This is a genomic window from Flavobacterium sp. 3HN19-14, assembly GCF_051373205.1.
Lineage (GTDB): Bacteria > Bacteroidota > Bacteroidia > Flavobacteriales > Flavobacteriaceae > Flavobacterium.
Genome location: NZ_JBPPZT010000001.1, coordinates 1628662 through 1651222, shown reverse-complemented (window position 1 = coordinate 1651222; position 22561 = coordinate 1628662). Strand labels below are relative to the sequence as shown.

The window sequence follows — 22561 nt, the reverse complement described above, 5'->3', positions numbered from 1 at the left end:
GGGAAAAATCAATCTCCCAAAAGTTACCAAAATACAAGCATATGAATACCAAACAAACATTGCAAGACCGCGTAAATATCTGGCTTACGCCGACTTTCGACAACCAGACGCAGGAAACCATCAGAAAAATGATGGCCAATTCGCCAAAAGAACTCGAAGAAAGCTTTTATAAAAACCTTGAATTCGGAACCGGCGGCATGCGCGGCGTCATGGGCGTTGGCACCAACCGCATCAACAAATATACTTTAGGGAAAAATACGCAGGGACTCTCAGATTACCTGCACCAGTCTTTTCCTGACCAGAAAATAAAAGTTGTTATCGCTTATGATTGCCGCCACAACAGCCATACTTTGGCGAAAGTCGTAGCCGATGTTTTCTCTGCAAATGACATTCACGTCTATCTTTTTCAGATTTGCGCCCGACGCCGGAATTGTCTTTCGCATTAAAACACCTCGGTTGCCAGGCCGGAATCGTACTCACCGCTTCACACAATCCGCCGGAATATAACGGTTACAAAGTATATTGGGAAGATGGCGGGCAGCTTGTTCCGCCACAGGATGGTGAAATCATTAAAGTAATTGAAAGCCTTTCTTACGAACAGATAAAATTTGAAGCCAACGATGATTTAATCGAATATATCGACAAGGAAATTGATGATGCATTTGTGAAATCTTCCATAGAGAACGCCAGTTTCAATACGCCTCAGGAAGCTAAAGACAATCTTGAAATTGTTTTCACTTCATTACACGGCACTTCGATTCGCGCCGTGCCGCAAACTTTAGAAAAAGCCGGCTACAAAAACGTGCATATTGTTCCGGAACAGGCAGAGCCTAATGGCGATTTTCCGACCGTAAAATCCCCAAATCCCGAAGAACCTGAAGCACTTACAATGGCTTTGGCTTTGGCTGAAAAACTGAATGCAGATATCGTAGTCGGAACTGATCCCGATTGCGACCGACTTGGCGTTGCCGTTCGTGACAACGATAATAAAATGATTTTGCTGAATGGCAACCAGACCATGGTCTTGATGACGCATTTCCTTTTAGAGCAATGGCGCAAAGCCGGAAAAATCGACGGAAAACAATTTGTCGGCTCGACAATCGTTTCAACACCGATGATCATGGAATTGGCGACCGCTTACGGCGTCGAATGCAAAGTCGGATTAACCGGTTTCAAATGGATTGCCAAAATGATCAAGGATTTCCCTGAACTCAAATTCATCGGCGGTGGCGAAGAAAGTTTCGGATTCATGGTCGGCGATGCCGTTCGAGATAAAGATGCCGTTGCCGCAACTTTGTTGGTTTGTGAGATTGCCGCATTGGCAAAAGCCAAAGGAAGTTCAGTTTACAAAGAATTACAGCAATTGTATGTCGATTACGGATTTTACAAAGAATTCCTGGTTTCTATGACTAAAAAAGGCATCGAAGGTTTGGCAGAAATCAACCAGATGATGGTCGATATGCGCGAAAATCCGGTTTCAGAAATCAATGGGCAACGCGTGATTATGCTCGAAGATTACAAAAATTCAACAGCTAAAAATCTACTGACTGGCGAAGTCGAAACGATGAAAATCCCGAAATCAGACGTTTTGATTTATTATACCGAAGACGGCTCGAAAATCGCTGCTCGACCAAGCGGAACAGAACCAAAAATCAAATTTTACGTGAGCGTGAACGCCGAACTCGATTCCGTCGAAAATTTCGACGAAGCCGAAGCGTATCTCGATTCCAAAATCAAGAATATTTTAGCAGACCTTAAAATCAATTAATGAGTCCATTAAGACAGATTGTCCCATTTGTTAAGCCGTACAAAAAATACGCTTACCTCAACATTTTTTTCAACGTATTGTACGCGCTTTTCAGCACGCTTTCATTTGTGGCGCTGATGCCGATGCTTGATGTTTTGTTTAAGCAAAATGAAACAAAAATCACAAAACCCGTTTATACCGGAATAGGCGACATCAAAGTTTATTTACAGGATTCATTAAGCTATCAGCTTACGCTTTTCACAGAAGAGCATGGCATTGTTCAAACCTTATCGTTGTTGGTTTTCGGAATTATTTTTATTTTTTTGTTGAAAAATTTCTGCGATTATCTCGCCATGTTTTTCGTGACTTTCCTTAAAAACGGCGTCTTACGAGACATGCGGAATGCACTTTACAAAAAAACACTTGAACTGCCGATTGCCTTTTTTTCCGAAAAACGAAAAGGCGATATGATTGCGCGTATTTCAGGCGATGTGAATGAAGTCCAGAATTCAATGCTATCGATTTTGGAAATCGCCGTAAAAGAGCCACTGACGATTGTTTTTACGATTGGAACCATGTTTTTTATCAGTGTGAAACTGACGCTTTTCGTGTTCGTTTTTATTCCGGTTTCAGGTTATATCATTTCGCTGATTGGGAAGCAACTGAAGAAAACTTCGACAAAAGCGCAACAGGAACAGGGCATTTTCCTTTCTACGATTGAAGAAACTTTGGGCGGATTAAAAGTTGTAAAAGGGTATAATTCAGAAAGTTATTTCAACAATGTTTTTCAAAATTCAACGACGCGGTTTTTCAATTTGTCAAACAGGATTGGAAACAGGCAAAATATGGCTTCGCCCGTGAGTGAATTTCTCGGAATCTTAATCATCGGGATTTTGCTTTGGTACGGCGGACAAATGGTCTTGGTCGAAGGAACGCTCAAAGGCTCCGCTTTCATTACTTATATGGGATTGGCGTATAATATACTTACACCGGCAAAAGCGATTTCAAAAGCAACTTATGGCGTAAAACGCGGAAACGCAGCAGCAGAAAGGGTTTTGGAGATTTTGCAACAGCCGAATGAAATCACCAGTAAAGAAAATGCCGTACAAAAATCGACATTCGAAAACGGCATCGACATCCAAAATATCAATTTCAAATACGAAAAAGAAAACGTCCTGAAAGATTTTTCACTTCGCATAGAAAAAGGAAAAACCGTAGCACTTGTTGGACAATCCGGAAGCGGGAAAAGCACGATTGCCAATTTGCTGACGCGTTTTTACGATGTGAATGAAGGCGAAATCACCATTGACGGCACCAACATCAAAGACATGGATTTGCATTCATTACGCGGATTGATGGGATTGGTCACGCAGGACAGCATTCTTTTCAACGACACCATAAAGGCCAATATCGCTTTGGGGAAACTCGATGCGACTGACAATGAAATCATTGAGGCTTTGAAAATCGCCAATGCTTATGAATTCGTGAATGAACTTCCGAACGGCATTTATACGAATATCGGTGACAGCGGCAACAAACTTTCGGGCGGACAAAACAGCGTCTCAGCATTGCGCGCGCAGTTTTGAAAAACCCGCCGATTATGATTTTAGACGAAGCGACTTCTGCTTTGGATACTGAAAGCGAAAAATTCGTTCAGGTGGCTTTGGAAAATATGATGCAAAACCGGACGTCAATTGTAATCGCGCACCGACTTTCAACCATCCAAAAAGCAGATACTATTGTAGTGATGCAAAAAGGAAAAATCGTCGAGCAAGGCACGCACGAACAATTGTTAGCGCAAAACGGAACTTATAAAAAACTAGTCGAGATGCAAAGCCTCGAATAATTATGAAAAGAGAATATATCGGAATATTGTTCCTCGTGATTTCAGTCGGACTGATTTTTTTTGTCTGATTACATTTTTGGAGAAAAAGCCTATGAATACCTGACGCGGTTCATCGTAATCTGGCTGCTGATTGGTTTTTATGCAGGACAATATTCAATGAAATTCCCAAAAGCATTCTAAAATGTTCATCGTCAACGACAATATCAAGCTTCCCGAAGATCCTGGAACGATTGTCTGGAAATACCTTGATTTGTCGAAATTCGTCGATTTGCTTTTGTACCGAAAACTCTTCATGTCGCGGTCTGATAAGTTTGAAGACCAATATGAGGGCACTTTCAGCGAGCCTACTTTTGAGGAAATCCGGAAACTTTCGATTGACAATCCGAACTTTCTTGATTATTACAAATTCCACCGCCAGAATGTCGTCATCAGCAGCTGGCACATCAATGAATATGAATCATTTGCAATGTGGCAGATTTTTACACAGAAAAGTGAAGGTTTGGCGATTCAGTCGACTTTAGGGCGATTGCAGAAAGCACTTCATACTGAAAAAGATTACGAACAACATATCGGCGAAGTCAATTATATCGATTATAAAAAAGAATATATTCCGTTTGATAATGCGTTTTTTCCGTTCTTGTTTAAGCGAAAGAGTTTTCAATACGAACGAGAAATCCGCATTATTTCCGACATGACTTCTTACGGTATGAAAATCGACAACGGCCTTAAAATCGATGTCGATTTATCGCAATTGATTGAAAAGATTTACATCCATCCGAAGTCTGAAAACTGGTATAAAAACCTTGTGATTGAACTCGTGAAACGATTAGGTTTCGATTTTATCATTGAAAAATCAGATTTGGAAAGTGATATCCTGATTTAAAAGAATTCAACACGAATTGCACAAATTTCCACAAATCAATTCTGAAAATTCGTGCAATCTGTGTTATCTTAAAATGTAAATTCCAAAGTCGTATAAAACGTCCGCATATCCGACGGGATAATTCCCGGCCAGGGATAACCCGTCGCACGTCTGGTAAAGTAACTGTTATCCGTAAAATTATTGATTCCGGCTTCGAGTTTCCAGTTTTTCCATTTGTAAGAAGCTGAAATATCCGCGACATAGTAAGACGGAACTTCACCAAAAATTCCAAAACTGTTGTCTGCAGAATCGGTCGGTCTGTTGTTCGCATCCGTAAACTGGGAAGACAAATACGTGAACTGGAGGCTTATCATCAAATTTTTATAACCTACGCCGGTACCGGTCTTAAGGTTCAGTTTCGGCACGAATTCTACTTCATTGCCTTCAATATTCGGGTCTTCAGATTTTGTATATTCAGAATTCGTAAGCGCTACATTTGAAAACAAATGCCATGAAAAGTTTTCATTTTGCTCGAAAAACGATTTGCTGATACTCCAATCGAACATTGTTTCAAAACCATAAGTCAATGCAGTTCCAATGTTTTTTCTGATTTTTCCGGGCGTTCCGGTGCTGGTAACAACCGATACATCTCCGATTTTATCGTCGTATAAAAGTCCGTAAACGCTTGCATCAAAAGTCAGCGCCGTTCCCAATTGCCCGCGCACGCCAATGTCTGACGTAAATCCTTTTTCGTCGGTGATATTCGGGTCGATTTCCTGATTTGGCACAAATGTCCGGATATCGTTGAAAGTCACCGAACGGTAATTCTGCGAAACATTTCCGTAGAATTCAATGCGGTCTTTTGGCTTGTAGCTTAAGCCGACACCGAATAAAAAGAAATTACGGTCTTTAATCACGTTTTCCGGAACCGTTTCATCCAAGATCACATTTCCGGCCTGGTCTACATTGATTTTCCGGTAAGTTCCTTCCGCTTGGGTTTTTATTTTTTCGAATCGGAAGACCTGGTGTAATCGAGAATTTCGGACTTATTTTAAAAATATTTTCTCCGAAAACGGAATAATTCAAATTCGGATAGGCATAACCCGATTGGTTAGCGTAAGTAGGAAAATCAGCAGTTGCCAAATGAAAATCGCGATTGCTGCCTGCACTTCCCGGGCCTTGCAATGCCGTATTTCTGGATTGGTAATATTTTCCGCCAATCAAAAAGGTACTTTTATTATTTCCGAGTTTGTAGCTTTGTAAATATCTCGCTTCTGCACCCCAGTTTACAAAATCACCGATAATCAAATCGCGTATATTGCCTTCTGAATCGGGAATATCAACACGATTGGAACGAAAACCGACCGTTTTCCTGCTGGCGTCCAATCCGAATAGTTGAAGGGAAAAATCGGCGTCATTGGCAAATTTGTGTTTGAAACGAAGCGCGAATAAATTCCAGTTTACAGCAAAATAATTGCGTTTCCGATTGCTTTGCGACGGATCTTCATTGAATTGGACATCAGTTAATCCGCCAGGCTGCTGCGCTAAATAATCGAAATAGGTGTAATCGAAATGCAATGAAGTCTTTTCGGTAAACTGATAATTCAGGTTTGCAAAAAAGTTCCGGCTGTTGAAATCAGAGTTCGGTCTGAAGCTGCCCCTTGCTTATAATTAAAGAAAGAATAATAGCTGAATTTTCCTTTAGTGCCGCTTAAACTCGTAAAATTCGTATACAATCCGTAAGAACCTAATGTGTTTCGGGTTACGATTTCCAACGGCTTCTTCGCAGGCGATTTGATCTTGAAATTCACCAATCCGCCAAATTGCGTCCCGTATTGCAACGAAGCCGCGCCGCGAATAATCTGGATTTGATCGAGTGCTTCGGTTGGCGTTGCATAATAACTTTCCGGATAACCCAAAACATCTGCGCTGATATCGTAACTGTTCTGGCGTGTATTGAAATTGGAGGTTCGGTTTGGATTCAATCCGCGGCCACCAATGCTAAGCTGCAAGCCTCCATCTGAGCTTTCGTTGATGGTCAACCCGACGATTTGAGCGAAGACCTGACGTGTGTTATTTGTCGCTTTATTGGCCGTAATTTTATTTAAGGAAATAACTTCGGATTTTTTGCCGGCGTAAATCGCGGTTTCATCGATGTCTTTCATTTTGGTGACTGCCGAAAATTTGTCGCGTTGGGCGTTGATGACGACTTCCGAAAGATTGGTCATTTTTTCGAGTTCGATGACGATATTTGAATCTGAAGTCGAAACTGATTTTTCAAGTGACCTGAAATTCATCTTTATAAAAACTCAATTCGTAAGCTCCTTCGGATTTTACTTCGAATGAAAAATTTCCGTTCCCATCAGAATTCGTCCTTACGGAATTCGTCTTATTATAAATTTCAACGAAAGGAAGCTTTTCGCCCGAAGGCGTTGTTGTTTTCCCGGAAATGCGAAATTGCGCGAATCCGCTAAGCGAAGTCAGTAAAATCAATAAAAAACTAAAATCCCTGAATCGAATCGCCGAAAGGCAAAATCCAGGTTTTGTGTTGGAATGTTTCATGTTCTTTGGCCAAATTTATATTTGGGTCGATGTATATTTTGCTCAGCCTTCCATTTAAGGCGACGTAACTTTGCACGCGCACTTCGGGATCATTTACGCCTTGCTGCTGATAAAAATCGTGCAGATAATGTGCATATTCCAGAATAAAATCGGGCTGAAACGACATTTGCTTTTCCTGAAAACGTGTCAGGAATGCTTCGTTATTTATTGCTATTTTTTGCTTTGTAATAGCATCTGTAACGGTGAATTGGGTATAACCGGCCTTCTCCATCAGCATGACGCGCCATGAAAACCGAAAACCTTCCTCGGTCCAGAACAATTCGCCCGGATACAGCAAATAACGGAACGGCAAAGAAGCTGCAAAGCTATGAAAATCGACAGCAATGACAATTTTAATTTGGAAATTGGGTTGAATTGCTGGAATTTCTCTTTAGAATTTTCGAAGATTTCCAAACTGAAATTGAAGATTTTGGCGATGAAAGCAAGGCATTTTTTATGAAATCCAGCATCGAAGAAAATCAATGTTGAAATAATCATTATGTATGGAAATACGCCGATTGGGAATAAAATCCAGGTCAGCAAGTGAAAAATGACGACGAGAATGAAGGCAAAACCGCGTGTTTTTCGGTTCAGCAATAAAAAAACGATGCTCAGATCGTAAATCGTTCCGGTTCAGCTGAAAGCAAATTGTACCCATTTTTCGTGCATTAATGAACCGATAACCGGCATATCATAATGCGTAGAAAGCCAGATTTTCAGAGGCTGCGCACGCAAAAGCCAATCAGAATTTAACTTTGCTAGTCCGGCGTAGAAATACACAATTCCTAACAAAAGTTTTAAAATGTCAACATTCCATTTGGGGATTTTTTGGAAAGCACGTTTCGGATTCTTATATGCATCAACAGAAAAATAAGCATTCGCGGGCAGGAAAATCATCACGAAACTGACAATGGTCACGAAATAATAATGATTGAGGTAAGTCGTCTTGTCTAAAAATTCGATGTAAGTGAATGTCAGGAAAAAAGTTGCGATTGCGATTCTGTATTTATATCCAATTGCAACAAAAATTGAAGCAACGACGCATACTGCAAACAAAAAATAAGTAAAATTTCCGTAAGGTTTCGCCCAAGAAAATCCGTAATACGTAAAATGAAATTGCGGTTTGATGTAAAATTTATCAATCCAGCCGTAAGCCGCAAAACGCAGCAAACTCAACAGCATCATAAAGCCAAACGCCAGCCTGAAAAAGGCCAGCGTTGCAGCTTCTGTATTTTTATGAAGATAATTTTTAAGGCGGCTCATAATCAATCACCGTCGCCGTCGACATAGTCAATCGTGATGTTGAGCGCCTGCATCATATCTAATTTCGTGTAAATCAATTCCTGCTGCAAAGCCTGGTGAAGCGCCAGCATTTTTGAATTATCTGTAAAAATCTGCTGTGCATAATTATTATTCACAACATCATTCGCGGTATAAATATTCTGGAATTGTGCGTTGATGATATCGCTGAGTTTTTGTCCGTCGCGGTCTGCATTTAAGAAATCAAGAAAAGATTTCAGTCCGGGCCTGTCGTTGCGCTGTCAAAATGTTTTCCATTAAAGAAATCCTGGGCCGCTTTAACGGCAGTATTCAGTAATTCTTTGGAAACATCAGCTTTGTAATAAGCTTCGACCTTATTTGGAAAAGTTGTGCCATTCGACAAAACACCAGCCGGAATGCCGACTTTCGCCGCACGGATATCGCGCTCTAAACTCTTTACAAAAATATTTACAGTTTTGTTGACCGAACTGCTTACTGAAGTGCCGTTGTTTGCAATAAATTCATCACGGAAAGTGCCATGCCAGTCTGCCGCAACTGCCTCAGCATTGGTTTTCAATCTTGCAGTGACATCAGTTAAATATTGTTTGTAGGCAGTTGCTTTCGGGTTTGTCGTGTAAAATCCAACAATTAAAGCGTCATTTACACCCAGACCATTAATTAAATAATCTAAAGCAGGAAATCCCTGTTTGTCGAATTGTGCGAAGAGCGAGAGGTTGTAATTTCCTGTATTGATGTTCGAATCGATGCCTGAAGCACTTGCCGGATATGTGTTGCTGCTTTCCTTGAGACTGACTTCTTCGGCTTTTCCGATGTAATAAATTGCCACATATTGATAAGCTTTGTAGGCCTCCAACAGGAAGTTCTGAGCGTTTGCAGATTGGCTTCGGTTGGTGAAGCCGTGAAAGCAGCCGCATCAACAGACAAAATTTCGACTTTCGATTTGTAATTATCGTAAGAAGGAATGATGATATTATCAGCCCAATCCGTCAATAGCGATGTGCGGTCGTAACTTTCTTGTTCACTGCCGCCATCTCCGCTTGAAGAACAGGCATAAATCATCGCAACACAGCTCAAAATCAGAAAAACTTTTTTCATTCTTTTTAAAATTTCGACAAAAATACAAAAGCTCACATTCTTATCTAAATTAATTCTAAATTATTTATTCATTATTTAAAATAAATCTTAATAAAATTTGCCCGTTCAAAACAAAGTCAATATTTTTGCCTTAATTTTAATCAATCTAAATAAATACACATGAATAAGATTTCATTCAGAGCCGGATTTGCTTTGCTTTTAGGAGCGGTTTTGGCTATTTCCTGTAACAATGACGACGACAGTAATTCGTCAGGCGTAACAAAAAAACAGGTTGTTGCCAATTATGCAGACATCGTTTTGGCTAACTACCAGAAGGCTTATGATGATGCGGTAGTACTGGAAACTGCTATCAATACGTTCACTGCAACACCGACAGATGCTAATTTCACCATTGCAAAAGACAAATGGAAACTGGCAAGAGAAAGTTACGGAACTACCGAAGCTTTTCGCTTTGCAAACGGCCCGATTGATGACGCTAACCTAACCTGAAGGATTCTTAAATTCATGGCCTTTGGATGAAAATTACATCGATTATGTTGATACTGAAGCCGGTGCCGGAATCATCAATCACGTTGCTGAATTCCCATCAATCACAAAATCTGTTCTCGAAGGTTTGAACGAAGATGGTGGCGAGAAAAACATCAGCGTAGGTTACCACGCGATTGAATTTTTGCTTTGGGGACAAGATTTGACTGATCCCGCTGCTAACTTACCCGGGCAAAGACCTTACACAGATTACTTAGTGGGCGGAACTGCAAGCAACCAGGCGAGAAGGCCGATTATCTTAAAGTTTGTGCTGATTTATTGACCGATCATTTGCAATATCTGATTGACCAATGGAAAGTTGGCGGAACATACAGAACTACTTTCTTGCTATGCCCGTAAATGAAGCGCTGACAAACATTTACACCGGAATCGCTACTTTAGCCGCTGCTGAATTGGCAGTAGAAAGAATGGACGTAGCACTTGGAAATGCCAATCAGGAAGACGAGCACTCTTGCTTCAGCGACAACACACACAGAGACATTGCCTTGAATTTACAAGGTGTAATTAATGTTTACCAAGGAAAATACGGCACGATTGACGGTCGTCTTTAGAAGATTTGGTAACAAAAGCAGATGCAACTACCGCAACTGCTACAGATGCTTCAATAACAGCTGCAAAAGCGAAAGTAGCTGCAATTTTAACACCGTTTGACCTTGCGATTTCAGGTGGATTGGGTTCTGCGGAAGGGCAAAAAGTGCGTACCGCTGTATTGGAATTGAAGAACTTAGGCGCCAACCTTATCGCCGGCGCTTCAAAATTAGGACTTACAGTTAACAACGGTTAATGCTGTTTTAATTTTGAAACAATATAAAAGTGTCCCTACCTTTGGGGCACTTTTTCACGTTTATAAATGCTGATGAAAAATTTACTCAAAGCTGCCTTTTTGATTTCCTGCCTTCAGTTCGCGGCTTGCTCAGGCGACGATTACGTCGAATTGAAAGCGGAAGAAGGCGAAGAATATTCCGGTGGCACCTCAACAGTTTTTAATATTTCCGAAGAGGCTTTCGGATTTGCGTCGAATGCCATCACTTTTGAAGAAGATTCTGACTTCGGAATCGGGAATTCATTTTTCAGGCAAAGCTGGATTTCAGCACCTTCGTCAACCACTGCAAGAGACGGGCTTGGGCCTTTTACAACGCTATTTCATGTGCAGCCTGTCATTTCAAGGATGGTCGCGGCAGACCACCGGCTTTTGATGGCGAATTGGGTCACGGCCTTTTATTGCGCCTTTCGATTCCGGGAACAGATGCTAACGGATTTCCGATGCCGGATCCGGTTTATGGCGGGCAATTGCAGGACAATGCGATTTTAGGGCAAACGACGAAAGGAAAATACAAAATCACTTACGAGAATATCATTGAAACGCTTGCCGACGGAACTGTTGTTACTTTACGCAAACCAACTTATATTTTCACGGATTTAGCGTATGGAAATATGTCAGGAAACCTGATGGTTTCTCCAAGAGTTGCCAATCAGATGGTTGGCCTTGGTTTACTGGAAGCTGTGCCTGATTCTCACATTCTGAGTCTTGCAGATGCGAATGACGCCGATGGTGACGGAATTTCAGGAAAACCAAATTACGTTTACGACATCGAAAGCCATTCACAAAAATTGGGGAGATTTGGATGGAAAGCCAATCAGCCAAGTATCAAGCAACAGGTTGCGGCGGCTTTTTCGGGAGATTTGGGCATTACGTCTTATCTTTTTCCGAATGAGAATTGCCCGCCCGGCGTAGATTGCAACAGCATCCCGAATGGCGGAAGTTCGGAAATTACTGATATTGCATTCAATCGCGTGGTTTTATATTCGAGTACATTATCCGTTCCGGCAAGGCGTAACTTCGATGATAAAAACGTATTGAAAGGAAAAGAACTATTTAAATCCTTGAACTGCGTCGGTTGCCATACACCGAAAATGCAAACCGGAAATACGTATTCGATTACAGGTTTAAGAAACCAGACCATCAGGCCTTATACGGATTTGCTTTTGCATGACATGGGCACAGGATTAGCCGACAATTCTCCTGATTTTGCCGCAAGTGGTTCAGAATGGAGAACGCAGCCGTTATGGGGCATCGGACTGATTGAAACCGTAAACGGACATACGAATTTACTACACGACGGCCGCGCCAGAAATGTCGAAGAAGCAATTTTATGGCATGATGGCGAAGCGAAAACCGCAAAAGACAAATACAAGCAGTTGAATGCACAACAGCGAAGTGATTTGCTGGCGTTTATAAATTCTTTATAATTTTGCCACGAATTATCACGAATGAATTTGTGCCAATTCGTGAAATTCATGGCTAATAAAAAGCTTATCTGCTTAAAAACAACGAAAATGGCCTGAATAATTTCAAGCCCTTTTTTTATTTATCGGATCATAATTTTCAACTTTCCAGTCTTTCGAAGTTAAATCGACAAAATGATAATGAATCAAATCATCTTTATCGAATTGCCCGTTTTTATTGGTATCATCGATGCTTCTAAAGTACAATCGGTTTTTGGATTCGACTAAATTCCAGTCAATCAATTCCTGAAAATCAATCGACAACTTCGTGAATCTTTTTCCGGAAATCTCACTGATGTATAAGGATTTTATGTCACTTGAATCGAGTTTCGCGTCTTTATTTGTATCCATATCAATAACAGAATACACCATAAATTGCTGTTTGGTCTTATCGAAAATCGTATTGAGGTAACTCGCAGTTTGTATGATGACGTTTTCATTGGTAAGCGGCCTGATTTCGGTAGAATCAATGTGCTGGAATTTCAAATTCTGCAAAAAACCCGTAATTTCAAAACGGTTGTAATTCGAAATCGAAAAACTCACTTTGTCTGTATTCGAAGAACCGTAACCTGTTTTTGACCTTCCTTCATAAATGCGGTAATCGCCAATCGGATGGATCAGGTATTTTGTGCCTTCCATTTGTATCGGCAAATCGGCAATTTTAATTTGAGACGAATCTGCGGTTGCAGGTTTAGGTTGTGTTTTTGAAGCATCTTCATAAATCACTTTTGGAGTTTCCGGCTCTTTTTTACAGCTCACGATTGCAATGGATATTGAAAGCAGGATATAAGTCGATATTTTTTTCATCTTCAAAAGAATATTTTATCAAATATAGTCATTTTTGAAATCTCTTTTATGTTAAAGCTTTGCCGTCAGTTTCACATTAAAAACCCTTGTCGTAAGGTAATTCGGCACGCCATATTGATTTTTCGTATAAACGTCGCGCACCCAGGTATTCGTAATGGAATTCTGGTTGTTAAAGAGATTGAAGATTTCAAATCCGACTGATAAATCCTCAAATTTCTTGAGCCAGTGCCCGTCAGGACGTTTTGGGTTGTTTTCGGTCAAAACATAAGAAAAACCGACATCAGCCCGGCGGTAATCGCGCAAACGTGTTTGGTACAGAATAAGGATCAGCATAAGAAGGCGAACCGCCCGGCAATCCGGTATTGTAAACCAGATTGAGGTATAATTTTACACTTGGGATTTTTTCCATAAAATCCTGGAATAAGATACCAAATTTTAATCTTTGGTCTGTCGGACGTGCGATATAACCTTTATTTTCAATATTTTCTTCGGTTTTCATATAACCGAAACTAAGCCACGAATCGGTTCCGGGTACGAATTCCCCGTTCAATCTTAAATCCAGTCCTTGTGCAAAAGCTTTTGCGTTATTGGTGGCGGCGTAACGAATCCTGACGTTATCCAAAGTATAAGGATTAACGTCGGTTAATGATTTGTAATAGGCTTCAGAAACAAGCTTGAACTTCTTATCCCACATCTTGAAACTATAATCGTTACTCAAAACAATATGAATGGATTGCTGCGCCTTGACATTCGGATTCACGACACCTTCGGCATCACGCAATTCGCGGTAAAACGGCGGCTGGTGGTAAAATCCGCCTGAAAGCCTGAATACCATATCTTTTTCCCATTCGGGTTTTATGGCAAACTGGACGCGTGGACTGAATGTTGTCTGAGTTTTTGAAATAATATTGTCACCTGAAACTTTCCATTGGTGCATGCGAATGCCCGCGTTTACAGTAAAATCACTGTTTCCTAATTTAGTTTTGCGGTTCCATTGTGCATAACCTGAAAAACGGTCGATCGTTACAAAATTAGTTGCACGCACATTTTGGTATGGCACCAGCAGCCAACATAAGGATTGTATGGCTGGTCATTATGCGGCAAATCGATAATCGGCGGATTGATTTTGAAACCTGCAGAATCAATCACTTCCCACTCCACTACCCTGTCGCGGATGTCTTCGCGGGTGTATTTGAAACCCCATTCTACAGTTCCGGCGTTTTTGATAGTGTGGACACCTTTTAATTCTGTGTTGACGATAAATGCATCGAGGTCATTTCGCGCGTGGTTCAACTGCGAACCGATGCCTTCGGTAAAATCAACTTCACCAAAATCTTCAGAACCGATATTGCTGTTGACTTCGCCAGGCGGTATTGCGCAAAAATGTCGAAATATTCTTTTTCTACCGTGTGATATGCCGAAGCGATTAGCTTCAAAGTGAAATTTTCCGACACATTATAAACCGATTTGAATGCGCCGAAATAGGTTTCATAACGGTCTTTTTCCTGTCCTTCGTAAAAAATCCCCAATGCAATTGGTTCGTCGATTGTCCCGAAGTTGGTCTGGCGCGTTAATGGTTGGTAATTGTATTTGTTTTGGGCGATGTTACCAAGAAAACTCAACTGCAATCTTGTCGTCGGTTGATAAGTGAAATAAGCTTGGATATCTGCAAATGTCGGTCGGAAATTCGTCTGCGTTTCCTGGCTGTTCACCAAAAGGCTGTTATCGCGGTAACGTGCGCCGACAATTCCCGTCCATTTTTGGTTTTTGGATGCGGTTTCCAAAGTCAGGCTTCCGCCTAGAAAACTTGCTTCAGCAGTTGCACCAAATTTTGTAGGACGTCTGTATGTAATGTCCAAAACTGACGAAAGCTTATCCCCATATTTCGCCTGAAATCCACCGGCAGAAAAATCAACGTTACTGACCATATCAGAATTGGTGAAGCTCAATCCTTCCTGTTGCCCTGAACGAATAAGAAATGGACGGTAAACCTCAATTTCATTAACATACACGAGGTTTTCATCATAATTTCCACCTCTTACAGAATAAGCCGAACTCAATTCATTATTTCCTGAACCGAATAAAATCTTGATAATATTTTCGACACCCGGCATTGCTCCGGGAATTTTACGAATTGTTGCGGCTCAATTGTAGAAATACCTTCCATGCGCTTTCTTTCACGCGAATTAATAACAAGTTCAGGCAATTGCTCTTCGTTACTTTTTAAGACCGGATTCAATTCGTAATTTTCATTAATTTTCAGGTTGACTTTTACCACGACACGTTTTAAGGTGACGTGGGTAAAACTGATTTCGACATCTTCATTTGCAGGAATCGAAAGTATATAAGAGCCGGTTTTATCTGTGCGGGTTGACGTATTTTTTGATTTTACATTAACGCCTTCAACCGGATTATTGCTTTCGTCGAGAATTATGCCCTGAATCCTCGCTGTCTGTGCCCACGCACTAAAACCAATGCACAATAAAAATATTTGTAGGACTATGAATTTTGCTTTCAAATTGCTTATTTTATATTATTTCTTCCTGAAAAAATGCGTTTCAAAGATAGTAGAATTTCCAACATTATCAGAAACTACAACCTTTAAATCATTGCGCCCGTCGGCTGCGATGTTGTCGCTGAATTTGTAAACGAGCTTCTTGGTTTTGTAATCATATTCGAGTAAAATCCAATTGCCATTTAGGTAACCGTTGTATTCTTTTATGCCTGAAAGGTTGTCACTGATAGTCAGTTGCAAATCGGTCTGTTTACTGAGCCATTTGCCTTCCTTGATATTAACCGGCGTGATTCGCGGGCCGATTGTGTCTTTTGCCAAGGTAAATTTCCCGAGGTTTTTGGTGTAACTGACGAAGGTATTCCCTTTTCGTGTCGTCGGATTATAACTGAGCTTTTTGCCGTCGATAGAAGCAATGAACATTTTCTCCAATTCAGCTTCGGTTGAAGTGGTGTCTTCAAAAGTGATTGTCAAATTTGAATGCACCGGCGTATAATCGTCCTGAAGTGTCAGCACATTGTCTTTTACATCAAAATCCAGATAAAAATCTTCGTAAAAAGTATTGGCGGGAATGAAAACCGAAACATTGTCTTTCGCATAATTATTGTCGTTTTTCGATTTCAGCAGGTAATTCGTCTGCTTCGACGGCGTATTTAAAACGGTAATCGGCAACGTAGAATAATCAATCGGAATAATCACATCGACTTTATTGTTATTAAAATCCGACACTTCAATTTTGTACATCTGCGTCAGATTCGGAGCAACACTGATGATGCCGTTTTCAGGAGTTGTACGAATGATGCTCAACGGATAGGGCGTTGTCATGAACAATTCCTGCGTGCGCATTCCGGTTCTTTTGAAACGGTCGTAATCCAAAAGTGCATTCACGTATCGCGCCTCATTAAATCCGAAAGTATCGAATTGGTAGCCGAAAACCGGCGTTCCGTTTGAAAAAGCCTGTACATTATAAACGCCTGTTTTTGTGTAATTGGAATCAGACATGTCATAAGTGCTGATTCCGAAACCGATTTTTCCGGAAGCGGTGATTTTATCAGCGATGTAAGACCCGTCTTTCTGCAATGAAAGATTCAGCACCAATGGACGTTGCGACTGATTGACGTTTGAAAAAACATCCATCGGATAAGCCATAATACTGGTGATGACAGGCACTTTCGTATCGGCAACCTGTGTGTCAAATCCGAAAAACATCGGGTTGATGATTTTTTCGGTTTTTGTATCGCGGAATTCAAAATGCAAATGCGGTCAGGCCCGAACCGCCTGTATTTCCTGAAAAGGCAATCGTATCGCCTTTTTTTACGGGCAATTCATCAGGTTTCGGAAACATTTCAACTTCAAACGATTTTTGCTTGTATTGGGCGGCTTTTATGTAGGCTTCGATTTCCGGCGAAGCTTGCGAAAGATGCCCATAAACCGTCGTGTAACCGTTCGGATGGTCGATGTAAATGGCTTTTCCGTAACCATAAGACGAAATCTTGATGCGTGAAATATGGCCATCCGCGGCAGCGAAAACCGGAAAACCTGTCTTTTGCTGGGTTTTAAAATCGAGGCCGGTGTGGAAATGATTGGCTCTTAATTCCCCGAAATTTCCCGAAAGGAAAAGCGGAATGTCAAGCGGTGAACGAAAATAATCTTTCGGATACTGGTTTTGGGCCGAAAGGGCGCACGTGGCGAATAGCATAAATAAAAATTGCTTCATGGCGTAAATGGTTTTCGGCTAAGGTAAAAATAAAGCGTTGATTTTAAAAATTATGTTCGAAGTTATAACTGTGCATTTCAGCGTTTATTACGAAGCTGCGGAATAAAAATTTCAAAAATCGGCAAAAAGTATTGCAATACTAAAATAGAATACTAACTTTGTGGGATAAGTAATGAAAGTAACTTTATGAGTGAAATTGCAGAAATTATTGATACTCTGGAAGGTAGACTTGAAAAGCTTTTTTTGAAACTGGAAAGTTTGGAAAAAACCGCCGTCAACCAAAAACACGAGTTGAAACATGCTGCAGCCATCATCAACAAGCAATCTCAGGAAATTGAGGCCATGAAATCGCAAAACGATACGCTCAAGATAGCCAATTCATTGCTTGGCAGTGACGACAATAAAAGAGATACAAAGCTTAAAATAAATTCATTAATCCGGGAAATTGATTACTGCATTGCGCAGTTATCCGATTAAAAACATGGACGAAAAGCTTAAAATCAAGATATCGATTGCAGACAGGGTTTATCCGTTAACGGTTGAATTCTCTCAGGAAGAAGGTTTAAGGACCGCTTCTAAAAAAATCGATTTGATGATCAAGCAATTCGAAGAAAACTATGCTGTTCGTGACAAACAGGATGTTCTGGCCATGTGTGCCCTGCAATTCGCTTCACAACTGGAGCAAAAGCAAATCGACAAATCGACAGACAATGTCGAAACGAACGAACGATTAAAGAAAATCAACAATTTGCTGGCCGATTATCTCGACAAATAAATACGTTCTTTACATAACTAAGATACTGCCTACATTAGTTCACATTTGGTAAACTCAACACTAACAATTTAGAATGAGCAAATCATCGCTACTAAAGCAAGCTGCCTTTGAGCAGATCCTTGAACAGCGAGTTAGCTCAAAACTTGTCTTTTCGAGTTTATTCATTCACTAATGTAGGCTTTTTTTATCCCTAATTTTTTTATATACACCATGAATGACATCTTAATAATAATCATCAGCGTAATCGTGGGCACCGGAATAGGTTTCCTGATTGCGAAACAACTAGAGAAGAAAAACGTTTCCAACCTGATCAAAAATGCCAGGAAAGAAGCCGCTTCTATCCTAAAAGACGCCAATTTTGAAGCTGAAAGCGTCAAGAAAGACAAAATGCTTCAGGCGAAGGAAAAATTCATCGAGCTTAAGGCCGAACACGAACAAGTCATCCTGAACCGCGAAAAGAAAATCCAGGAAGTCGAAAAAAGAACGCGTGATAAGGAATCACTGGTTTCTAACGAATTATCAAGGGCGAAAAAAGTCAATGACGATTTCGAGGCAAAAACTTCTGAATACAACAATAAAATCGAGGTTTTAGACAGAAAGCAACAGGAAGTTGAGAAAATGCACAAAAGCCAGTTGGAGCAATTGGAAGTGATTTCAGGATTGTCAACTGAAGACGCTAAAAACCAACTGATCGAAGGCCTTAAAGCAGAAGCGAAAAGCAACGCAATGGCCTACATTCAGGACACTGTTGAAGAAGCGAAACTGACCGCGCAGCAGGAAGCCAAGAAAATCATCATCAACACCATTCAAAGAGTCGGAACAGAAGAAGCAGTTGAGAATTGCGTTTCCGTATTCAATATTGAATCTGACGATGTAAAAGGAAGAATTATTGGTCGTGAAGGAAGGAATATCCGTGCGATTGAAGCCGCAACAGGCGTTGAAATCATCGTTGACGATACTCCGGAAGCGATTATCCTTTCATGTTTCGATCCTGTAAGAAGAGAAATTGCACGTTTGTCTTTACACAAATTAGTAACTGACGGCCGTATTCACCCGGCAAGAATCGAGGAAGTTGTTGCGAAAACAACCAAACAAATCGACGAGGAAATTGCCGAAGTTGGTAAAAGAACCGTTATCGATTTAGGCATCCATGGTTTGCATCCTGAATTGATTAAAGTTGTGGGAAGAATGAAATACCGTTCTTCTTACGGGCAGAATTTATTGCAGCACTCGCGTGAAGTTTCGAAACTTTGCGGTATTATGGCTGCAGAATTAGGATTGAACGTAAAACTTGCAAAACGCGCCGGGTTACTACACGATATCGGAAAAGTGCCGGACACGGAAAGCGACTTGCCACACGCACTTTTGGGTATGCAATGGGCTGAAAAATACGGCGAAAAAGAAGAAGTCTGCAACGCCATCGGAGCACACCACGACGAGATTGAAATGAAATCATTGCTCTCTCCTATCGTTCAGGTATGTGATGCGATTTCAGGTGCAAGGCCAGGTGCAAGGCGCCAGGTTTTGGATTCTTACATCCAGCGTTTGAAAGACCTCGAAGAAATTGCTTTTGGATTTAACGGTGTGAAAAATGCTTATGCGATCCAGGCTGGGCGTGAATTGCGTGTAATCGTAGAAAGCGAAAAAGTTTCAGACGAACACGCCGCAAGTCTTTCTTTTGATATTTCTCAAAAAATCCAGACAGAAATGACCTATCCCGGCCAGGTGAAAATTACCGTAATCAGGGAAACCAGAGCAGTAAATATTGCGAAATAATTTCCTTAGAATCCATAAAAAAATCCCGTTCGATAGACGGGATTTTTTGTTTGTAAAAGTTACGCGAAGCACACAAAGAAGACACAGAGATTCACGAAGTATATTTATTACACAAAGCAAAAACTTTGAGAATCTCTCTGTTTCCTCTGTGAATCTCTGTGAAACAGCTATTCTCCAAAATAAATCCGGAAGTTCGTTCCAAGGCCGACTTCGCTGTCAACGGCAATCCGTCCGCCCATCGCTTCAATCTGGTTCTTCGACATGAATAATCCGAGGCCGCGGGAGTTCTGGTGTTTGTGGAAAGTCTTATACATTCCGAAAAGCGCTTCACCGTGTTTTGCCAAATCAATTCCCATTCCGTTATCGGAAATCGATAAAGTACCGATGCCATCCTGATGGTAAAAATCGTACTGAATTAATGGCTTTCTATCCGGATGGGAATATTTAACGGCGTTTGTAGAAAAATTCAGCAAAATGCTTTCCAGATAAGCCGGATTGAAATAAACGGTCGCATCCCCGGGAATATTGATGCGGTATTCTACTTCGTGACGCGTGAATTCCTCGCTCAGCAAACTCAGCATTTTTTGCAAATACTGTAACAAATTCAAAGGTTCTTTCGTTGGTTTTAAATTTGAATGTACTTCAACCAATTCCTTCAAATTATCGATGGTTTCCATCAAATCGTCGGAGTTGGTGCGCAGGTATTTCATGCTTTCTTCCTTGACATCAGCGTCATTTTCGCCTTCAACGATATCAAGTAATGCCTGAAAATTAGCGGCGTGCGAACGTAAATTATGAGAAACAATATGTGCAAAATTGAGCAGTTTTTTATTTTGTTCGCTTAAAATATCGAGCGTTTGCTGTAACTCCTGCTCCTTTTTTATTTGTTTTGAAATATCAGAATGCGTTCCGATTACGCGTAGTGGATTTCCTTTTTCATCGCGATCAATGATTTTCCCACGGCTTAAAACCCATTTATATTGGTTGTCATTGCTGAGTACGCGTTGCAGGTTTTTGTAAAACGGCGTCTTATTCTCAAGGTGTTCCTTGATGTCTTTTTCATATTTTTCCTTATCCTCCGGATGAATGCGGTCGTCCCATTTATCAATCGTTAAGATTGTATCTTTCTCTTCAAAATGCAGCATTTTCATCGATTGAGACGAAAAGAAAACGCGATTGGTTTTTACATCTAAATCCCAAATGCCTTCAGAAGAAGCTTCGAGAGCAAATTGGTATCGCTCTTCTGAAATTTTAAGTTTAAGCGCCTGAATTCTTGTTTCCGTGTGATCGTTGACGCGCCCGTAGAAAACGAAATTCCCGTTGGCATCTTTTTCCACAGTCGCCCTGACACGAAACCAACGCAAGCCTTTTACAGGCAATTTACAGCGGAATTCCATATGCCAGTTGTGCAGCGTATTTTTCGATTCTTCAATCGAATGCAGTAACGCTTCAAAGTCTTCCGGGATGATTTTGGTTTTTAAAACATCAATGGTGTAATAATCGATTTCTTCCTGTGTCAATTCGAAGTGATTGATGACCGATTCACTCAAATAAGGAAATTTGATGCGCCCTTCAGCCGAAATCGTCATCTGAAAAATAAGGTCGGGGATTTGTGATAAAAGCTTATTGTAAAAAATAATTTTATCGTCGAGTTGTAATGAATTCGGAATGATATCTAACTTCATTTTCTTATTTCTACAAGATTATCACAAAACCTGCCTGTATTGTTATATTTTACGAATATATGCAAATTAAAACAAAACCTGTTACTTTCTCGGATGAAAAGTATTGATAATTTGTGACAAATGTTTCCTGTCCAAATGTACGTAAATTTCTGTAGTTGTGATAGATTCGTGGCCCAACATGAGTTGAATCGAACGCAAATCGGCGCCGTTTTCCAACAAATGCGTCGCAAACGAATGCCTAAATGTGTGAGGACTAATGGCTTTACTTAAATTAATTTTTGTAGCCAAGTTCTTAATAATTGTAAAAATCATGGCTCTTGTGAGCTGGCTTCCGCGGCGATTTAAAAAAAGTGTGTCTTCGTGGCCTTTTTTTATTTTGAGCTTATTTCGATCTGTACTTGTATAAATATTGATGAATTTCTGGGTCGCGCTGCCAATCGGAACAAAGCGTTGTTTGTTGCCTTTTCCGGTGACTTTAATAAAACCTTCATCAAAGAATAAGTCTGAAATCTTCAATTCTACCAGTTCAGAAACGCGTAGTCCGCAGCCGTAAAGTGTTTCCAGCATGGCGCGATTGCGTTCTCCTTCATCAGTATCGAGACGAATCGCTCCAATTATATTATCAATGTCAGTGACAGACAAAGTATCGGGAAGTTTTCGTCCGGTCTTGGGCGTTTCGATTAGCTCGAGCGGATTGTCGTTTCTGTAATCCTCAAAAATAAGGTAACTGAAAAAACTCTTCAATCCTGAGATAATCCGTGCTTGTGACCGCGGATTGACTTCTTTTGAAACATGGTAAATGAATTGCTGGATTGTTTCTTCGGAAATTTTTATTGGAGAAATATCAATATTGTTTTCATTCAGGAAAAGGCACAATCTTTCAATATCAAACGAATAATTGGCAATCGTATTTTTCGATAACCCACGCTCGATTTTGAGATAAGATTGAAAATTTTTGATAAAACTTCTCCATTTTTCCATATACAAGTTTAAGCAAAAAAAAATTATGGGCTTCTGCGCAAAAG

General features: G+C 40.6%; 20 protein-coding genes, 1 other RNA gene and 4 pseudogenes. 12 read left to right on the top strand and 13 right to left on the bottom strand.

Going from position 1 to position 22561, the window contains the following annotated elements; all coding sequences use genetic code 11:
* The first annotated feature begins 41 nt into the window (after positions 1-41).
* The 3 genes and pseudogenes from ACSLFW_RS08770 to ACSLFW_RS08760 all read left to right on the top strand — a co-directional run bounded on the left by ACSLFW_RS08770 (position 42) and on the right by ACSLFW_RS08760 (position 4476).
* A pseudogene (locus tag ACSLFW_RS08770) lies at positions 42-1768 on the top strand (phospho-sugar mutase).
* A pseudogene (locus ACSLFW_RS08765) lies at positions 1768-3593 on the top strand (ABC transporter ATP-binding protein). Before ACSLFW_RS08770 ends, ACSLFW_RS08765 begins: the two co-directional pseudogenes overlap by 1 nt.
* A gap of 181 nt (positions 3594-3774) precedes the next feature.
* Positions 3775-4476, top strand: a complete 702-nt coding sequence (locus ACSLFW_RS08760) for a hypothetical protein (RefSeq protein ID WP_436555437.1) — start codon at positions 3775-3777, stop codon at positions 4474-4476.
* Between the two features lie 68 nt (positions 4477-4544).
* Here the strand turns inward: ACSLFW_RS08760 and ACSLFW_RS08755 are convergent, their stop codons facing one another.
* The 7 genes and pseudogenes from ACSLFW_RS08755 to ACSLFW_RS08725 form a co-directional block, all read right to left on the bottom strand.
* Positions 4545-5396, bottom strand: coding sequence for a TonB-dependent receptor domain-containing protein (locus tag ACSLFW_RS08755; RefSeq protein ID WP_436555436.1), 852 nt, complete (start codon positions 5394-5396; stop codon positions 4545-4547).
* Positions 5389-6033, bottom strand: coding sequence for a hypothetical protein (locus tag ACSLFW_RS08750; protein ID WP_436555435.1), 645 nt, complete (start codon positions 6031-6033; stop codon positions 5389-5391). Before ACSLFW_RS08750 ends, ACSLFW_RS08755 begins: the two co-directional genes overlap by 8 nt.
* 26 nt (positions 6034-6059) lie before the next feature.
* Entirely contained in the window at positions 6060-6752 is a 693-nt protein-coding gene (locus ACSLFW_RS08745; protein WP_436555434.1) for a TonB-dependent receptor plug domain-containing protein, read from the bottom strand.
* Positions 6733-7017, bottom strand: coding sequence for a hypothetical protein (locus ACSLFW_RS08740; protein ID WP_436555433.1), 285 nt, complete (start codon positions 7015-7017; stop codon positions 6733-6735). The genes ACSLFW_RS08745 and ACSLFW_RS08740 overlap by 20 nt, the downstream gene beginning before the upstream one ends.
* Positions 6956-8322, bottom strand: a pseudogene (locus ACSLFW_RS08735) (HTTM domain-containing protein). Before ACSLFW_RS08735 ends, ACSLFW_RS08740 begins: the two are co-directional and overlap by 62 nt.
* On the bottom strand, positions 8322-8474 hold the full coding sequence (locus tag ACSLFW_RS08730) for a hypothetical protein (RefSeq protein WP_436555432.1): 153 nt from the start codon (positions 8472-8474) through the stop codon (positions 8322-8324). Before ACSLFW_RS08730 ends, ACSLFW_RS08735 begins: the two are co-directional and overlap by 1 nt.
* Positions 8475-8572: 98 nt before the next feature.
* Positions 8573-9190, bottom strand: coding sequence for an imelysin family protein (locus tag ACSLFW_RS08725; protein ID WP_436555431.1), 618 nt, complete (start codon positions 9188-9190; stop codon positions 8573-8575).
* 401 nt (positions 9191-9591) lie between these two features.
* On the opposite strand from ACSLFW_RS08725, the gene ACSLFW_RS08720 reads away from it, so the two are divergent.
* The 5 genes from ACSLFW_RS08720 (at position 9592) to ACSLFW_RS08700 (ending at position 12228) form a co-directional block, all read left to right on the top strand.
* The gene (locus tag ACSLFW_RS08720; protein WP_436555430.1) at positions 9592-9921 is read left to right on the top strand and encodes an imelysin family protein; all 330 of its coding nucleotides are present in this window, start codon (positions 9592-9594) and stop codon (positions 9919-9921) included.
* 22 nt (positions 9922-9943) lie between these two features.
* Positions 9944-10240, top strand: a complete 297-nt coding sequence (locus tag ACSLFW_RS08715; RefSeq protein ID WP_436555429.1) for an imelysin family protein — start codon at positions 9944-9946, stop codon at positions 10238-10240.
* Positions 10241-10307: 67 nt separating this feature from the next.
* Positions 10308-10529 (top strand): imelysin family protein, encoded by a 222-nt coding sequence (locus ACSLFW_RS08710; RefSeq protein ID WP_436555428.1) that lies wholly within the window; start codon positions 10308-10310, stop codon positions 10527-10529.
* Between the two features lie 5 nt (positions 10530-10534).
* Positions 10535-10762, top strand: coding sequence for a hypothetical protein (locus ACSLFW_RS08705; protein WP_436555427.1), 228 nt, complete (start codon positions 10535-10537; stop codon positions 10760-10762).
* Between the two features lie 281 nt (positions 10763-11043).
* Positions 11044-12228 carry a di-heme oxidoredictase family protein gene (locus ACSLFW_RS08700; RefSeq protein WP_436557410.1) on the top strand — a complete coding sequence of 395 codons (1185 nt, stop codon included), beginning with the start codon at positions 11044-11046 and terminating at the stop codon, positions 12226-12228.
* Positions 12229-12330: 102 nt separating this feature from the next.
* Here the strand turns inward: ACSLFW_RS08700 and ACSLFW_RS08695 are convergent, their stop codons facing one another.
* The 4 genes and pseudogenes from ACSLFW_RS08695 to ACSLFW_RS08680 form a co-directional block, all read right to left on the bottom strand.
* On the bottom strand, positions 12331-13071 hold the full coding sequence (locus tag ACSLFW_RS08695) for a hypothetical protein (protein ID WP_436555426.1): 741 nt from the start codon (positions 13069-13071) through the stop codon (positions 12331-12333).
* Between the two features lie 51 nt (positions 13072-13122).
* Positions 13123-15589: pseudogene (locus ACSLFW_RS08690) on the bottom strand (TonB-dependent receptor).
* A gap of 15 nt (positions 15590-15604) precedes the next feature.
* Positions 15605-16840 carry a M23 family metallopeptidase gene (locus ACSLFW_RS08685; RefSeq protein WP_436555425.1) on the bottom strand — a complete coding sequence of 412 codons (1236 nt, stop codon included), beginning with the start codon at positions 16838-16840 and terminating at the stop codon, positions 15605-15607.
* Positions 16830-17300, bottom strand: a complete 471-nt coding sequence (locus tag ACSLFW_RS08680; RefSeq protein WP_436555424.1) for a M23 family metallopeptidase — start codon at positions 17298-17300, stop codon at positions 16830-16832. Before ACSLFW_RS08680 ends, ACSLFW_RS08685 begins: the two co-directional genes overlap by 11 nt.
* 186 nt (positions 17301-17486) lie before the next feature.
* Between ACSLFW_RS08680 and ACSLFW_RS08675 the strand changes: the two genes are divergently transcribed.
* The 4 genes from ACSLFW_RS08675 (at position 17487) to rny (ending at position 19851) form a co-directional block, all read left to right on the top strand.
* Positions 17487-17777 carry a hypothetical protein gene (locus tag ACSLFW_RS08675; protein WP_436555423.1) on the top strand — a complete coding sequence of 97 codons (291 nt, stop codon included), beginning with the start codon at positions 17487-17489 and terminating at the stop codon, positions 17775-17777.
* Between the two features lie 4 nt (positions 17778-17781).
* Complete coding sequence (locus ACSLFW_RS08670) at positions 17782-18075, top strand: cell division protein ZapA (RefSeq protein ID WP_436557409.1); 294 nt, start codon at positions 17782-17784, stop codon at positions 18073-18075.
* A gap of 52 nt (positions 18076-18127) precedes the next feature.
* Positions 18128-18234, top strand: a non-coding RNA gene (gene ssrS / locus ACSLFW_RS08665) — 6S RNA.
* A gap of 51 nt (positions 18235-18285) precedes the next feature.
* Positions 18286-19851 carry a ribonuclease Y gene (gene rny / locus ACSLFW_RS08660; protein ID WP_436555422.1) on the top strand — a complete coding sequence of 522 codons (1566 nt, stop codon included), beginning with the start codon at positions 18286-18288 and terminating at the stop codon, positions 19849-19851.
* 167 nt (positions 19852-20018) lie between these two features.
* Here the strand turns inward: rny and ACSLFW_RS08655 are convergent, their stop codons facing one another.
* Positions 20019-21536 (bottom strand): PAS domain-containing sensor histidine kinase, encoded by a 1518-nt coding sequence (locus ACSLFW_RS08655; protein WP_436555421.1) that lies wholly within the window; start codon positions 21534-21536, stop codon positions 20019-20021.
* An 81-nt stretch (positions 21537-21617) separates the two neighbouring features.
* Complete coding sequence (xerD, locus tag ACSLFW_RS08650; protein WP_436555420.1) at positions 21618-22517, bottom strand: site-specific tyrosine recombinase XerD; 900 nt, start codon at positions 22515-22517, stop codon at positions 21618-21620.
* Between the last annotated feature and the right edge of the window lie 44 nt (positions 22518-22561).

Bases quoted from the DNA above. Each gene is read 5' to 3' on its own strand.
- ACSLFW_RS08760 (WP_436555437.1), top strand. From the start codon at position 3,775: ATGTTCATCGTCAACGACAATATCAAGCTTCCCGAAGATCCTGGAACG.
- ACSLFW_RS08745 (WP_436555434.1), bottom strand. From the start codon at position 6,752: ATGAATTTCAGGTCACTTGAAAAATCAGTTTCGACTTCAGATTCAAAT.
- ACSLFW_RS08740 (WP_436555433.1), bottom strand. From the start codon at position 7,017: ATGAAACATTCCAACACAAAACCTGGATTTTGCCTTTCGGCGATTCGA.
- ACSLFW_RS08720 (WP_436555430.1), top strand. From the start codon at position 9,592: ATGAATAAGATTTCATTCAGAGCCGGATTTGCTTTGCTTTTAGGAGCG.
- ACSLFW_RS08710 (WP_436555428.1), top strand. From the start codon at position 10,308: ATGCCCGTAAATGAAGCGCTGACAAACATTTACACCGGAATCGCTACT.
- ACSLFW_RS08695 (WP_436555426.1), bottom strand. From the start codon at position 13,071: ATGAAAAAAATATCGACTTATATCCTGCTTTCAATATCCATTGCAATC.
- ACSLFW_RS08680 (WP_436555424.1), bottom strand. From the start codon at position 17,300: ATGAAGCAATTTTTATTTATGCTATTCGCCACGTGCGCCCTTTCGGCC.
- ACSLFW_RS08675 (WP_436555423.1), top strand. From the start codon at position 17,487: ATGAGTGAAATTGCAGAAATTATTGATACTCTGGAAGGTAGACTTGAA.
- ACSLFW_RS08670 (WP_436557409.1), top strand. From the start codon at position 17,782: ATGGACGAAAAGCTTAAAATCAAGATATCGATTGCAGACAGGGTTTAT.
- rny (WP_436555422.1), top strand. From the start codon at position 18,286: ATGAATGACATCTTAATAATAATCATCAGCGTAATCGTGGGCACCGGA.
- ACSLFW_RS08655 (WP_436555421.1), bottom strand. From the start codon at position 21,536: ATGAAGTTAGATATCATTCCGAATTCATTACAACTCGACGATAAAATT.
- xerD (WP_436555420.1), bottom strand. From the start codon at position 22,517: ATGGAAAAATGGAGAAGTTTTATCAAAAATTTTCAATCTTATCTCAAA.